At 42.7% G+C, this 13,491-nt stretch carries 11 protein-coding genes and 3 pseudogenes; 11 read left to right on the forward strand and 3 right to left on the reverse strand.

Annotation, left to right across the window (positions count from 1 at the left end):
• The first annotated feature begins 49 nt into the window (after positions 1-49).
• The 7 genes and pseudogenes from P7F88_RS19475 (at position 50) to ttcA (ending at position 6,753) form a co-directional block, all read left to right on the forward strand.
• Positions 50-529, forward strand: a complete 480-nt coding sequence (locus P7F88_RS19475) for a FixH family protein (RefSeq protein ID WP_277827472.1) — start codon at positions 50-52, stop codon at positions 527-529.
• 16 nt (positions 530-545) lie between these two features.
• Positions 546-2,915 carry a heavy metal translocating P-type ATPase gene (locus tag P7F88_RS19480; RefSeq protein WP_277827474.1) on the forward strand — a complete coding sequence of 790 codons (2,370 nt, stop codon included), beginning with the start codon at positions 546-548 and terminating at the stop codon, positions 2,913-2,915.
• The gene (ccoS, locus tag P7F88_RS19485) at positions 2,908-3,075 is read left to right on the forward strand and encodes a cbb3-type cytochrome oxidase assembly protein CcoS (RefSeq protein WP_277827476.1); all 168 of its coding nucleotides are present in this window, start codon (positions 2,908-2,910) and stop codon (positions 3,073-3,075) included. Before P7F88_RS19480 ends, ccoS begins: the two co-directional genes overlap by 8 nt.
• Complete coding sequence (locus P7F88_RS19490; RefSeq protein ID WP_277829232.1) at positions 3,068-3,736, forward strand: sulfite exporter TauE/SafE family protein; 669 nt, start codon at positions 3,068-3,070, stop codon at positions 3,734-3,736. The genes ccoS and P7F88_RS19490 overlap by 8 nt, the downstream gene beginning before the upstream one ends.
• 101 nt (positions 3,737-3,837) lie before the next feature.
• A pseudogene (locus P7F88_RS19495) lies at positions 3,838-4,586 on the forward strand (FNR family transcription factor).
• Positions 4,587-4,753: 167 nt separating this feature from the next.
• Entirely contained in the window at positions 4,754-5,701 is a 948-nt protein-coding gene (uspE, locus tag P7F88_RS19500) for a universal stress protein UspE (protein WP_277827478.1), read from the forward strand.
• 122 nt (positions 5,702-5,823) lie between these two features.
• Entirely contained in the window at positions 5,824-6,753 is a 930-nt protein-coding gene (gene ttcA / locus P7F88_RS19505) for a tRNA 2-thiocytidine(32) synthetase TtcA (RefSeq protein WP_277827479.1), read from the forward strand.
• Between the two features lie 41 nt (positions 6,754-6,794).
• Here ttcA and P7F88_RS19510 read toward each other — a convergent pair whose 3' ends face one another.
• The 3 genes and pseudogenes from P7F88_RS19510 to P7F88_RS19520 form a co-directional block, all read right to left on the reverse strand.
• Entirely contained in the window at positions 6,795-7,445 is a 651-nt protein-coding gene (locus P7F88_RS19510) for a DUF2987 domain-containing protein (RefSeq protein WP_277827481.1), read from the reverse strand.
• Complete coding sequence (locus P7F88_RS19515) at positions 7,445-8,227, reverse strand: glucosaminidase domain-containing protein (RefSeq protein WP_277827483.1); 783 nt, start codon at positions 8,225-8,227, stop codon at positions 7,445-7,447. Before P7F88_RS19515 ends, P7F88_RS19510 begins: the two co-directional genes overlap by 1 nt.
• Positions 8,220-9,073: pseudogene (locus P7F88_RS19520) on the reverse strand (hypothetical protein). Before P7F88_RS19520 ends, P7F88_RS19515 begins: the two are co-directional and overlap by 8 nt.
• Positions 9,074-9,379: 306 nt before the next feature.
• Here P7F88_RS19520 and potA point away from each other — a divergent pair.
• The 4 genes and pseudogenes from potA (at position 9,380) to P7F88_RS19540 (ending at position 13,302) form a co-directional block, all read left to right on the forward strand.
• Positions 9,380-10,493: pseudogene (potA, locus tag P7F88_RS19525) on the forward strand (spermidine/putrescine ABC transporter ATP-binding protein PotA).
• Positions 10,480-11,343, forward strand: a complete 864-nt coding sequence (gene potB / locus P7F88_RS19530; protein ID WP_277827485.1) for a spermidine/putrescine ABC transporter permease PotB — start codon at positions 10,480-10,482, stop codon at positions 11,341-11,343. Before potA ends, potB begins: the two are co-directional and overlap by 14 nt.
• Entirely contained in the window at positions 11,340-12,122 is a 783-nt protein-coding gene (gene potC, locus P7F88_RS19535) for a spermidine/putrescine ABC transporter permease PotC (RefSeq protein ID WP_277827487.1), read from the forward strand. Before potB ends, potC begins: the two co-directional genes overlap by 4 nt.
• Positions 12,123-12,249: 127 nt before the next feature.
• Positions 12,250-13,302 (forward strand): extracellular solute-binding protein, encoded by a 1,053-nt coding sequence (locus P7F88_RS19540; protein WP_277827489.1) that lies wholly within the window; start codon positions 12,250-12,252, stop codon positions 13,300-13,302.
• The last annotated feature ends 189 nt before the right edge of the window (positions 13,303-13,491 follow it).

Raw genomic sequence — 13,491 nt, forward strand, 5'->3', positions numbered from 1 at the left:
GCATTGATCAATGCTAAATTCATAACTCTTTTTGTCGTAGAGATTTTTTATGGTTAAGCCCTGGTATAAACAATTCTGGCCCTGGTTTCTTATAGCACTGCCTCTATGTGTTGTTATCGCCAGTTTAACAACATTCGCAATTTTTTCTAAAAACTCGGTTAACCTCGTCGCAGAGGATTACTACAAGAAAGGCAAGGCAATTAGTGTCGATCTTTCCAGAGTAAATGCCGCGAACGGTCTGAAAATCAAAGCCTCCGTTCATACCGAAGAAAACCAAATCGTTATCGATTTTGATAAAGGTGAACTTAATCACCACCCTGCTCTCAACGTTATTTTTACCCATCGCACGTTACCAAATCAGGACTTTCAGGTTCTGTTAAGTTCCGATGCTAATGGCGTATATCGCCACACTCTAGATAAAGCGCTAACCGGCCCATGGTTTGTTGAGTTAGAACCACATACCAGGGAGTGGTTGGTACAGGGCAAGGTTACATTTCCGTCGTCGTCTCCTACCGCACTTTCGAATTAATACGCAGGGATAATCTATGTCAAAGAGCTGTTATCACTGCGGTGAACCAGTTCCGGATAACACGGACTTTCAAGTCGAGATTCTCGGTGAAACTCGAGATATGTGTTGCCCGGGTTGTCATGCTGTGGCAGAAACCATCGTAAACGGTGGCCTTGTCAGTTATTACCAGTATCGAACTGAATTAGCTGAAAAAGCCGATCTTGTTCCAGAGCAACTTCAGGCGCTTATTAATTACGACAACGAAGATGTTCAGTCAGAGTTTGTCAGGAAGTCCGAAAACCACTCCGAAGTGACATTGTCACTCGAGGGTGTGACCTGTGCTGCATGCGCCTGGTTAATTGAAAAACAGATGAACGACAAAACAGGTGTAGACTCCATCAGGGTTAACACTACGACAAACCGTGCCATTCTTCGCTGGGATAATTCCCAAGCTAAGCTAAGCGAGTTACTTTCTTCTATTCACACTCTTGGCTATAAAGCCGCGCCGTTCGAAGCCGATGCCTATGAAGCTTCCTATCAGCAATCGATGAAGCAGTATCTTTATCGGTTAGGAGTGGCGGGTATTGCCACCATGCAAGTAATGATGCTGGCAGTCGCACTTTACTTTGAAATCTTCGGAGATCTCGATGCTGAATTTAAGCAGTACCTGCGAGTTGTAAGTTTAATCTTTGCAACACCTGTACTGCTGTATTCTGCTCTTCCCTTTTACCTGAATGCCTGGAGAAGTATTCGGGGCAAAACACTGGGTATGGATGTTCCTGTATCCATTGCTCTGATATTCGCCTATATAGCGAGCGTGGTTGCTACTGTCGGTGAAAAAGGTGAGGTGTTCTTCGAGTCCATCTCAATGTTCACTTTCTTCTTGTTGCTTGGTCGTTTTCTTGAGATGCGGGCTAGGCGTAAAGCCGCCGCTGCAAGCGCGAACCTTCTCAAGCTTATACCCACAATGGCGACTAAATTGGATGGCTCCCAGGTGCCGGTTAAAACGCTTAAACAAGGCGATAAGGTTCGAGTATTACCCGGGGAACATATCCCCGCTGATGGCAACATTCTTCGTGGCAGAATTCATGTTGATGAATCTATGTTAACCGGTGAGTCGGTTCCCGTAGTAAAACAAGTTGGAGATATTGTTTATGCTGGCACCTTGAACACCGATGAATCGTTCGAACTGGAAGTTACTCAAAGTAAAGCAGAGTCGATGTTATCAAACATCGTCCGACTGCAAGATGAAGCTCAACTCTCTAAACCAAGGGTTGCGGAAATTGCAGATGTGGTTGCCCGTTACTTTGTAGCAGTAATATTGATTGTAGCTGCTGGTACCTGGTTGTACTGGAATCAGAATAAACCTGACGACGCATTTTGGATTATGCTAGCCGTGTTAGTAGCAACGTGCCCTTGTGCTCTCTCATTAGCAACACCTACAGCGATCACCTGCTCTACTTCGCGATTAGGTGATTTGGGCATCCTTTTGAGAAAGGGTCATGTATTTGAGACCCTATGCAAGATTAATCACCTGGTGATAGACAAAACCGGAACGCTGACCGAAGGCAAGATAGAGATAGACTCCATTGCAGTTTTCAATGATTTTGATGAAAACTTGGCGTATGCCCTTGCCTCTTCGATGGAAAGACACGCAAACCATCCTATCGCAAAGGCATTTGAGGTCTTCAAAAATGACAGCATTCAGGTAGAGAATGCGAAAAACATTATCGGGTCAGGTGTTAGCGCATACTGGAATGGTCAGGAATGCCGCATCGGCAACGCTCGCTTTGTTTTGGGTGACGATAACACCACTGAAACTGCGGCCGTTTTTCTCTCGGTGAATGGAGTTCATGTTGCGACATTCAAGTACAAAGATCCTGTGCGCATAGAAAGTCGTGAATTTATTTCGCAATTCTCTGAAGCTGGCATAAAAACAACGCTGCTTACCGGTGACACATCAATAAATGCACAAAAAGTAGCGAGTGAGATTGGTATCGATTCTGTGATTACCGACGCAACTCCTGAAGGAAAGTTGAACTACTTAAATAGCCTGGATAGTGACGATATCACTCTAATGGTTGGGGACGGTATTAATGATGCGCCTACCCTCGCCGGCGCGCACCTTTCTGTCGCAATGGGTGGTGGTACTGATATTGCCAAAGCCTCAGCGGATATGGTTTTACTTGGCGATAAATTAGATAAACTTCTGGAAGCGCGCAAACTCGCGCTTAAAACTCGCAGTATAATCAGACAAAACTTACTTTGGTCGCTTGGTTACAATGTGTTGATTCTGCCTCTCGCTGTTTCTGGACTGGTTGCACCATACATCGCTGTTGTTGGTATGTCGGCGAGTTCTATTATTGTCGTTTCAAATTCACTTAGGTTGCTAAAACAAAATGGCTAGTCTCTATATTCTTATTCCAATCGCAATTGTTTTTGTTTGCCTTGCGGTAGCTGTATTTATTTGGGCAGTAAAGACGGAACAGTTTGAAGATCTTGAAAGACAAGGTTCCAACATTCTTTTTGACGAAGACGAGAAAATAAAGAAAGACCATGATAAGTAGTGATTGGTTAGGCGCCTTAATGATTGGTGTGCTTGGTTCGGCACACTGTATGGGAATGTGCGGCGGTATCGCATCAGCGATTGGACTCACCTCTGTTTCCAAGAGCGGCAAATTACTCACGCCTCTGTTCTATAATTTCGGCAGGCTTATAAGCTATACCCTAACCGGAGCCGTGATTGGTGGCGCGGTGGCAAGTGCTTCTCAAATAGCGACAGATTTTGCGGTACTTAACTGGTTAAGGTTGTTATCTGCTGTCGTCATGATTGTATTGGCGTTATACATTGGTAACTGGTGGCAAGGCTTACTTACGGTTGAGAAGCTCGGGCAACATATCTGGAAGTACATTTCTCCAGTGACAACTAAGCTTTTGCCACTAAAATCGCCGGTGTATGCCGTCCCTTTAGGCTTTTTATGGGGATGGTTGCCATGCGGGCTTGTCTATTCGACCTTAACCTGGGCTGCGGTTTCAGGTAGCGCTATGAACGGCGGCTTTATCATGCTTGCATTCGGTATAGGAACATTGCCGGCTATGCTGGCGGTCGGAGTTGGTGCTGGATATATCAAAAACATCAGAAATTCTGCGACGTTTCGCAAAGTTGGGGCTTTAATTCTGCTCTGTTACGGCACGTATATCGCTTATGAAACAGTAAGACTTTTATAACACTTTTGATATCTTTCTGTAATACCGTAAGTTTTTTAGCTGTCCTTTATGATACTGCGATGCTAAAATATTGATGTATATCAAATAGTGACTTGGAAGTTATGATTTCGGAAAAACCAGCTACAAAAGAATTCAATCCGGTGGTTGTGCAATACATTGTCAAGACTGCAGTATTTCTCAGTTATGTATCCCATTTACACTGAACGAGTCTGAGTTAGACCAACTTGATCAGATTATTGAACGTAAAAAGCCTATTCAAAAAGGGCAAGAGCTGTTTAAAGCCGGTGACGAGCTAAAGTCACTATACGCTATACGTTCAGGGACCATCAAAAGTTACACCATCACGGAGCAAGGCGATGAGCAAATTACCGCATTCCATCTTGCAGGCGATTTGGTTGGCTTTGATGCTATAAACGGCAATGCTCACCCATCTTTTGCACAAGCTCTTGAAACATCGATGGTTTGTGAAATTCCTTATGAAATCCTCGACGATTTATCGGGCAAAATGCCAAAGCTACGTCAGCAAATAATGCGTCTGATGAGTAGTGAAATAAAAGGCGATCAGGATATGATTCTGCTTCTTTCTAAAAAGAATGCTGAAGAAAGGCTTGCTGCGTTCCTTTATAACTTATCTACTCGATTCTCTCAGCGTGGCTTCAGCCCTAGAGAGTTCAGATTGACTATGACCCGAGGCGATATCGGTAACTACCTCGGCTTGACGGTAGAAACCATCAGTCGTTTACTGGGCCGTTTCCAGAAATCGGAAATTCTGAGTGTGAAAGGTAAATACATCACTATCCTTGATCACGATGAGCTAAAAGTTCTTGCCGGAATTACCCCAGAAGAGTAATTAATCTCGACACATCAAATACCTACAGAAGTGGCTCGATTAAGAGCCACTTCAAGTTTCTGCCTCTTACGCCTCGGTTTTGCTAATCATTTCACTCTAAATAAGCTACATTTAAATGGAAGGATCGATTTAACTCTTTGGTTATTCTCCATTAATAAGGAGCTTTTATGAGTATTTACAGTAAGATCTTAGTCGTAGCGGATGTTAATAATGAGGCTCAGTCTGCGTTAGCCCGAGCCATGCAGCTCGCTCGTAAGAGCACCTCAAAAAGCCATATCACCTTCTTCCTTTCTATATATGATTTCTCTTACGAAATGACATCGATGCTTTCCAGTGACGAAAGAGATGCCATGCGTCGTGGCGTTATTCAGCAGCGAGAAAACTGGATGCGAGAAGTCGCACAACCTTATATCGACGATACAGTTGAATTTGATGTGAAAGTGGTTTGGCATAATCGTCCCTATGAAGCTATCGTATCTCAGGTGTTTGAAGGCAAGCATGAAGTTTTGATCAAAGGAACAAGGAAACACGATGTTCTGGAGTCAGTAATATTCACACCAACAGACTGGCATTTACTAAGAAAGTGCCCATGTCCTGTACTACTAGTTAAAAACCATGAGTGGCCAGAGAACGGCAATATTATCGCATCTGTTCATGTCGGCTCTGAAAATCCAACCCATATCGACCTAAATGACTGTATGGTCGAGCAACTTAAGAATCTATGCCGACGTTTAGATGCAACACCTTATCTGTTAAATACCTATCCGGTTACACCTGCCAATATCACCATCGAACTGCCTGAGTTCGATCCTGCTACCTATACCGATGCGGTACGTGGGCACCACCTCAAGTCAATGAAAGCACTAAGACAAAAACATGGCATTGAGGAAGAAAACACTCGTGTTGAACAAGGCTTGCCTGAGGACATCGTTCCTGCGGTAGCCGATGAACTTGATGCTGGGTTAGTTATCCTTGGTACCACCGGTCGAACCGGACTATCTGCAGTGTTTATTGGTAATACCGCCGAGCATGTGATAGATAAAATCAATTGCGATGTACTCGCTCTGAAACCTGCAGGTTATATAAGCCCACTCGACCCAGATCACATTGAATAATATAACTTTTATATATGAGGAATCCCCGCTTTCTTCAGGCGGGGATTTTTTATCGCTGGTATCTCAGAAAATTATCCGTATTATACCCTCTCCCGATTGTACAAGGTTATTACAGCAACACTATGACTGAACAGAAACAAGAGCGAACTAAAGCTCAGCAATACAACTTTAACAAGCTGCAAAAACGTATTCGTCGTAATACCGGCCAGGCCATTGCTGACTTCAATATGATTGAAGAAGGTGACAGGGTAATGGTTTGCCTTTCTGGTGGTAAGGATAGCTTTACCATGCTGGATGTTTTGATGAGTCTGCAGAAAAGCGCACCGGTTTCTTTTAAGTTAATCGCTGTTAACCTAGACCAAAAACAACCAGGGTTCCCGGAACATATTCTGCCCGAGTATCTGGAAAGCCTGGGCATTGAATATAAAATCGTAGAAGAAGATACCTACTCTATCGTTCAGGACAAAATTCCTGAAGGAAAAACCACATGTTCACTGTGCTCTCGTCTTAGACGTGGCATTTTATACCGCACAGCTAAAGAACTAGGTGCAACGAAAATTGCACTGGGTCACCACCGTGACGATATTCTTGAGACATTGTTCCTGAATATGTTCCATGGCGGGAAAATGAAAGGAATGCCACCGAAGTTGGTATCAGATAACGGTGAGCACGTTGTTATCAGGCCGCTGGCGTACTGTCGTGAAAAAGATATCATTAAGTACGCTGATATGCGCGAGTACCCGATTATTCCATGTAATCTATGTGGCTCTCAGCCAAATCTTCAGCGTCAGCATATTAAGCAGATGCTAAATGGCTGGGATAAGCAGTTCCCTGGGCGTATCGAAACTATGTTCAGAGCAATGCAAAACGTAGTGCCAAGTCACCTGGCAGACTATGAACTGTTCGACTTCAAATCTATCGACCGCGACTCAGGTGTCATTAACGGTGGTGATATTGGGTTTGATAAAGAAGAGTTTCCAGTTCAAACTCCAGACTCCGACGATGTCGTAGAGTTCGATCCAAATTTACAACTGGATGTTACCAATATCTGATTTGTACAGAATCTAAAAACGGGCCAAATGGCCCGTTTGCTTTATTTCGCGGAAGGTAACCAGGGCAAAACCCTTTTGGTTTTATATGGCAATTCCAGATATCCATCCGGGGCAATATCTGCCAGCAAAACTCGCGCTCTGCCCTTGTCTATCTGAACCGTTTTCCCGTTCGACAGCAAAATATCACCTTCTTGTTCGGTAAATTCGAGAGTCAAACCCTCGACTTTAGGAGTAAAGAAACTGGCAAACATCCCCCCCAGAGTTTCTAGCATTTCCTGCATTTGTGGCAGCATGGGCGCCAATTGGCTGTAACTCACCTTTCCCTCGAGTTGAGTCTTTCCCATCACTACAACTGAGTAATCACAGCGCCTGTTTTGCGGGGTCTGGATAAACACGAGTGGATTGGCCGATTTCAGGTTGCCGTCGATAGGCACAATAACTTCCTGAATATCGGATACCTGTAACTCTTCGTAGTGTTCTTCCTTTTCCATCCAGGCTTTGTGAATCTTACATTGTGTCTTGTATTCGGCATCATTAAAGAAAATAGCCACTTTTACATCGGTGAACTGCTCTTCGTTGTTGTGCTTTAGCTGCGAAAACAGCTTAGAGTACGTAAACATATACTCCTGGGCATGTGTGACCGGTGCAGCCAGAGCTAAGCAGGCTGCAAGGGTACAGATTTTTCTTATCATTATTGTGTCGTCCAATATTTTTTGTTAACTCGAATCATCGCCTGGATCTCATCTACGTAGTCGTGGCCTCGCTCAGAATAGCGATGTAATCCCTGAGTCAATGCTATAGCCGCATTGCTATCAAGTAAGCTCTTACCTTCTGTCGCTAAATTTTGTCTTATTTCGCGCAACTCCTGATACGCGCGATTGCGATTCACATTCATAAAATACGCATGGATTGAATCTTCAGCGGAAGCAAATTTTGCAACTTCGTGAGTCGCATCTTCATTTCGTTGTAAAGGAATCAGACCACAACCTTTGGTATAGCACCATTGTCCAAAAAAGTTGTTCCCTTCTACAGCAAATCTGGATGTTCCCCATGCGGACTCATTGGCCGCCTGAGTAAGCACTAAAGATTCTGGAAGAACATTTACTTTGAGTAGTGCTTTATCGAGCCAATCTTCGGTGATTCCGGTATCAGGCAGATCTAGTTTGTATTTGCTGGCAATGTTAGCGACAAGCTGAACTTGTTTTTCAGTTAGAGATTTAAACGACGACAGCTTTTTAATCGCAAGCAATTGCCCTCTTTCACTCTCTATTCGTTTATTTTCTCGTTCAACGCCACCCCTCAGGTAATCAAAAAACGCAATTTTCTTCTTATTGACGTCTGAGTGTGATTTGAAGTCAGGTCGATCATCCTCCTCAACGGACTCGATTATTTCAGTTACTTCAGATTTAAAGAATGGGTAAAAGGTAGCGATAGCTAAGAACATCGCTACACACAACTTAACTACATTACGCATTGAAGATTTGAGAATCCTTTGAGTCGCCTTGATCGTTGTGGTCATCAGAGCTTGATGGATCGTCATTGTCATCATCATCTCTTTCGCTATCCGCGTTCTCTGTCGAAACGATTTTCAATGTAATACCAAACATATTTCGATAAATGATGCCTTTTACATGGAAGAACATTGGAAGAACGAAAATCAGCATGAAGCCGTAAAAGATAGCAGCAGCAACAAATGCAAACATCATAAACAGGTACAAAGTCGCGATTGGAAACAGCTTCTTGTTTACCGCTCTGAGTGAGAGGAACAAAGAACGCATTGGAGAAACTCTTTCTCACAGATCAATAAAACCGCATTGCTGAATGCAATAGAAAAATACATAGATAACAAGGGTAACAGCATTCCTGCTATCCCCTGTAGCAATAAGCCAATAAGGGTTGCGATAATCACCGGGATCGTAAACTGTAAACCTTTAAATATTTGCTTACTGTTGGTTTTCAGCCCAGCAGCATGACTCATGGCCATCAAACTCACACCGGCAAAAATCGGCGCACTCACAACTTCATAACTAAAATTGGCAACAAACACCGCCTGAAAAACGTTTGGGTCAAGCGTTTCCGGATTTTGAATCATCTCAATGATCTGCCATGGATCGCCAATTTGCATTTGTAATGCGATATAGAAAATGGCGGCCTGCACCAGTAACAGAAATACGATTGCAGGAGAGAAAGAGAGAAAATGGCGCATGGTAAATTTCCATGCTTCCTGAAGTACAGGAAACACTTTTAAGTCATAATCTCCTGTCAACGCTTTCTCTACCGAACCACCAAGGTTAAATGTTTTTTCTACACTCTTGTTCATATAAATTTCCGAGGCAATATACTCGTGTCACCTCTTAGTTGAAGATGTTTCACAGTATACTGAATTGTTAAGCTTTCTTGAAAGCCTTATCTAATTGAGAAAATGTTAAATTATATCAAATAGTCACTCGTTCACCGACAAGCGGCTATCTATTCGGCTAAAATTACGTTTATTTACCCAATAATTGCGGGAAATTGTTATAAAAATGCTTTATTACAAAATAAACGCATACTATGATTCACGCTTTCTTATCTGGGTAAATTTTTTGCCATTTGCAATACTGCAATTTTTAGGAGTGGAACTGAATTGGAAAGAATAAAACATTCTGGACATCCAGTTGTAGAACTGAAAAGCGTCGCTAAGAGTTTTGATGGTAAACAAGTCATCAGTACGCTTAGTTTAACTGTAAATCACGGTGAGTTTCTTACCATTTTGGGTCCGTCGGGTTGTGGTAAAACAACGGTATTAAGAATGATAGCCGGGTTTGAGTCCCCCGACAGGGGAAGTATTATCCTCGATAACGATGATGTTACCGAGGTTCCATCTGAAACTCGACCGGTAAATACTGTGTTTCAGAGCTACGCCCTTTTCCCACATATGACGGTTTATGAGAACGTTGCATTTGGACTAAAAATGCAGAAAGTCCCTGCATCAGAAATAAAGCCAAGAGTGACCGAAGCTCTCAAAATGGTTCGCCTGGAAGAGATGGCTTTACGAAAACCTCACCAGCTATCTGGTGGTCAACAGCAGCGTATTGCTATCGCCCGAGCAGTGGTAAACAAGCCAAAGGTTCTATTGCTGGACGAATCACTGTCAGCACTTGATTACAAACTGCGAAAGCAGATGCAAATTGAGTTGAAGCAGTTGCAACGTCAACTAGGTATTACCTTTGTTTTCGTCACCCACGATCAGGAAGAAGCACTCTCGATGTCTGACCGAATCATCGTGATGCGAGATGGTGTGATCGAGCAGGATGGTACGCCAAAAGAGATATATGAAGAACCGAGAAACCTTTTTGTTGCCCGCTTCATCGGAGAGATTAATGTCTTCGAAGCAACAACCATTAAACGGATAGATGAAAAACGAATCTCGGCCGAAATCGAAGGCGCTGAAGCAGTCATCTATTATGACAAAGAGATAGTCAAAGGTGAGAAACTTCAAGTTCTTTTTGCGGCCAGAAGATCTACGCCTTGAAGAAATTAAAGAGAGTCAAAATTCAGGCATTGTCGGACATGTAACGGATAGAACCTATAAAGGAATGACTCTTGATTCGCTAGTAGAATTGGCTTCTGGTGACAAAGTCATGGTGAGTGAATTCTTTAATGAAGACGATCCAGATGTAGACCATTCGTTAGGTCAAAAAGTTGCTGTAACCTGGGTAGAGAACTGGGAAGTGGTACTAAAAGATGACAACAAATAGAGTTAGCCTAGAAAAGGTTATTGTATTTCTGATCGTCAGTTGGCTGATGCTTTTTGTCTTTTTGCCAAACCTGATGATTATAGGTACAAGCTTTTTTACACGTCACGAATCAAACCTGATTGAGTTCACGTTTACCTTATCGAACTACATTCGACTCGCGGATCCACTGTACCTTAAGGTTTTGATGCACTCCTTTTATATGGCAACAATAGCAACACTGCTATGCCTTATAATCGGATACCCATTTGCTTACATAATCGCCCGGATGCCGGTTAACTGGCGTCCCATTATGCTATTTTTGGTAATAGTACCGTTCTGGACCAACTCGCTGATCCGAACTTATGGTTTAAAAATTGTGATTGGCACGCAAGGTATTTTCAATAAATCCCTTTTGTATCTGGATATCATCGATAAACCACTACGTATTATGTACACCGAGACAGCCGTCATGATAGGTCTAGTGTATATACTATTACCGTTTATGATCCTGCCGCTCTACTCTGCTATCGAGAAGCTCGATAACACCTACCTTGAAGCGGCTAAGGATTTAGGGGCGAATAAGTTTCAAACGTTTATAAGAGTTATTTTACCACTCACCATGCCCGGTATTATTGGTGGTTGTTTGCTGGTTCTGCTCCCTGCTCTCGGAATGTTCTATGTTTCTGATTTGTTAGGTGGCGCCAAGAACTTGCTTGTTGGTAACGTCATTAAGAGCCAGGTACTCAATGCCAGGGACTGGCCGTTTGGTGCTGCAACCAGTATCTCACTAACCGTGGTTATGGCTGTTTTGCTGTATGCCTACTATAAAGCAGGAAGAATGCTCAACCGTAAAGTGGAGCTGGAGTCATGAAAAAACTATTTAATTTCAGCTTTATGGGGTTGGTCTACCTTTTTCTCTATCTACCGATTATCGTCCTGATAGTTAACTCGTTTAATTCCAATAAATTTGGCATGAAATGGGGTGGATGGACAACGAAATGGTACAGTGCGCTATTCAATAACGATAGTCTTATGCAAGCTGCGTGGCATTCTATTAACATCGCTGTGTTTTCCGCTACTGCAGCTACATTACTCGGTTCGCTCACAGCCGTTGCACTGTTTCGATACCGCTTTAAAGGTAAAGGGGTTGTTAACGTTTTGCTTTTTGTAGTGATGATGTCTCCCGACATTGTGATGGCAATATCCCTACTCGCTCTGTTTTTGATACTTGGGGCACAACTGGGCTTTTTAACTCTGCTAATCGCACACATAACGTTTTGCCTGCCGTTTGTTGTGGTAACAGTTTACAGTCGGCTTAATGGGTTTGATGTCAAGATGTTAGAGGCCGCCAAAGATCTGGGGGCTGGAGAATGGGTCATACTTAAGCAGATAATCTTTCCCTTAGCTAAGCCGGCAATAGCCGCTGGTTGGTTGCTTAGCTTTACGCTCTCTTTAGATGACGTAATCATTAGTTCATTCGTCACTGGGCCGACCTATGAGATTCTTCCATTGAAGATTTATTCCATGGTTAAAGTCGGTATATCTCCTGAAGTAAATGCGTTGGCGGCAGTTATGCTAGTGGTTTCACTTGTTCTGGTACTACTTTCACAACTGCTAGCAAGAGAAAAATTAAATAGTTTATATCTATAAACATATCTAACTGATATTGAAAACTTTATTATCTAGTTTAGAATTCGTGAGAAAGGCCAATACTTAACGGTTTTAGTACTTGGTCTATTAGTTAACCCAAATGTCATTGTCAAAAGATGGAAATGTCATGAAAAACTGGTCAAAAACATTTAAAAGCGCTTTATGTGCTGCTATTTCAAGCGTAGTAATTGCTTCACCAGCTTTAGCTGAAGATAAAGAGCTTTATTTTTACAACTGGTCTGAATATATCCCTAACTCGGTTCTTGAAGACTTTACTAAGGAAACTGGCATCAAGGTTATCTACTCGACTTATGAGTCAAATGAGACCATGTATGCCAAACTAAAGACTCAGGGTAAAGGTTACGATTTGGTCGTTCCTTCTACGTATTTTGTATCGAAAATGCGTAAAGAAAACATGCTGCAAAAAATCGATAAAAAGAAGTTAGAACATTTTAAAGATCTGGATCCAAACTACCTGAACAAATCTTTTGATCCGGGAAATGACTACTCTATTCCGTATATCTGGGGTGCAACAGGCATTGGTGTAAACGCCGACATGTTAGACACTTCTAACATTAAAAACTGGAGCGATCTTTGGGACCAAAAGTGGGAAGGTCAACTAATGATGATGGATGACTCACGAGAGTTTTTCCATATTGCTCTAGTTAAGCTTGGCTATTCCACCAACACAACTAACCCAGAAGAAATCAAAGCTGCGTATGAAGAGTTAAAGTCTATTATGCCTAATGTTCTGGTGTTCAACTCTGATTTCCCTGCAAATCCGTATTTAGCGGGCGAAACTTCTCTGGGTATGCTTTGGAACGGCTCTGCTTATATGGCACGTCAGGAAGGCGCAAACATCGAAATCGTTTGGCCAGAAAAAGGCACTATTTTCTGGATGGATAGTTTATCGATCCCGGCTGGTGCAAAAAACGTAGACGCAGCATATAAGATGATTGACTTCTTATTACGCCCAGAAAACGCTGCAAAAATAGCGGTAGAAATTGGTTACCCTACTCCTGTTAAGACGGCGTATTCGCTACTACCAAAAGAATTTGCTGAAGATCCAAATGTATTCCCTCCTCAGGAAGTAATGGATTCTGGTTTCTGGCAAGACGAAGTTGGTGAAGCAAGCGCACTTTACGAAGAGTACTTTCAGAAGCTGAAAGTAAATCAGTAATTGATTTACCTATCAGCCTAAATAGTAGAAAAGCGGCTTTTTTAGCCGCTTGAGCTTATTGACAAAATCCGTCATCCCTGCGAAGGCAGGGAACTAATATATTGATTTATTTAGATTCCCGCCTTCGTGGGCGCACGGCTAGTGGAATGACGATATTTGGGTTTGTCATCATAGCCGCTTTTCTTTTTT

Source organism: Vibrio hannami (assembly GCF_029589055.1).
Taxonomy (GTDB): Bacteria; Pseudomonadota; Gammaproteobacteria; order Enterobacterales; family Vibrionaceae; genus Vibrio; species Vibrio hannami.

Coding starts and splice junctions, on each gene's coding strand:
- P7F88_RS19475 (WP_277827472.1), top strand. CDS start 50: ATGGTTAAGCCCTGGTATAAACAATTCTGGCCCTGGTTTCTTATAGCA.
- P7F88_RS19480 (WP_277827474.1), top strand. CDS start 546: ATGTCAAAGAGCTGTTATCACTGCGGTGAACCAGTTCCGGATAACACG.
- ccoS (WP_277827476.1), top strand. CDS start 2,908: ATGGCTAGTCTCTATATTCTTATTCCAATCGCAATTGTTTTTGTTTGC.
- uspE (WP_277827478.1), top strand. CDS start 4,754: ATGAGTATTTACAGTAAGATCTTAGTCGTAGCGGATGTTAATAATGAG.
- ttcA (WP_277827479.1), top strand. CDS start 5,824: ATGACTGAACAGAAACAAGAGCGAACTAAAGCTCAGCAATACAACTTT.
- P7F88_RS19510 (WP_277827481.1), bottom strand. CDS start 7,445: ATGATAAGAAAAATCTGTACCCTTGCAGCCTGCTTAGCTCTGGCTGCA.
- P7F88_RS19515 (WP_277827483.1), bottom strand. CDS start 8,227: ATGCGTAATGTAGTTAAGTTGTGTGTAGCGATGTTCTTAGCTATCGCT.
- potB (WP_277827485.1), top strand. CDS start 10,480: ATGACAACAAATAGAGTTAGCCTAGAAAAGGTTATTGTATTTCTGATC.
- potC (WP_277827487.1), top strand. CDS start 11,340: ATGAAAAAACTATTTAATTTCAGCTTTATGGGGTTGGTCTACCTTTTT.
- P7F88_RS19540 (WP_277827489.1), top strand. CDS start 12,250: ATGAAAAACTGGTCAAAAACATTTAAAAGCGCTTTATGTGCTGCTATT.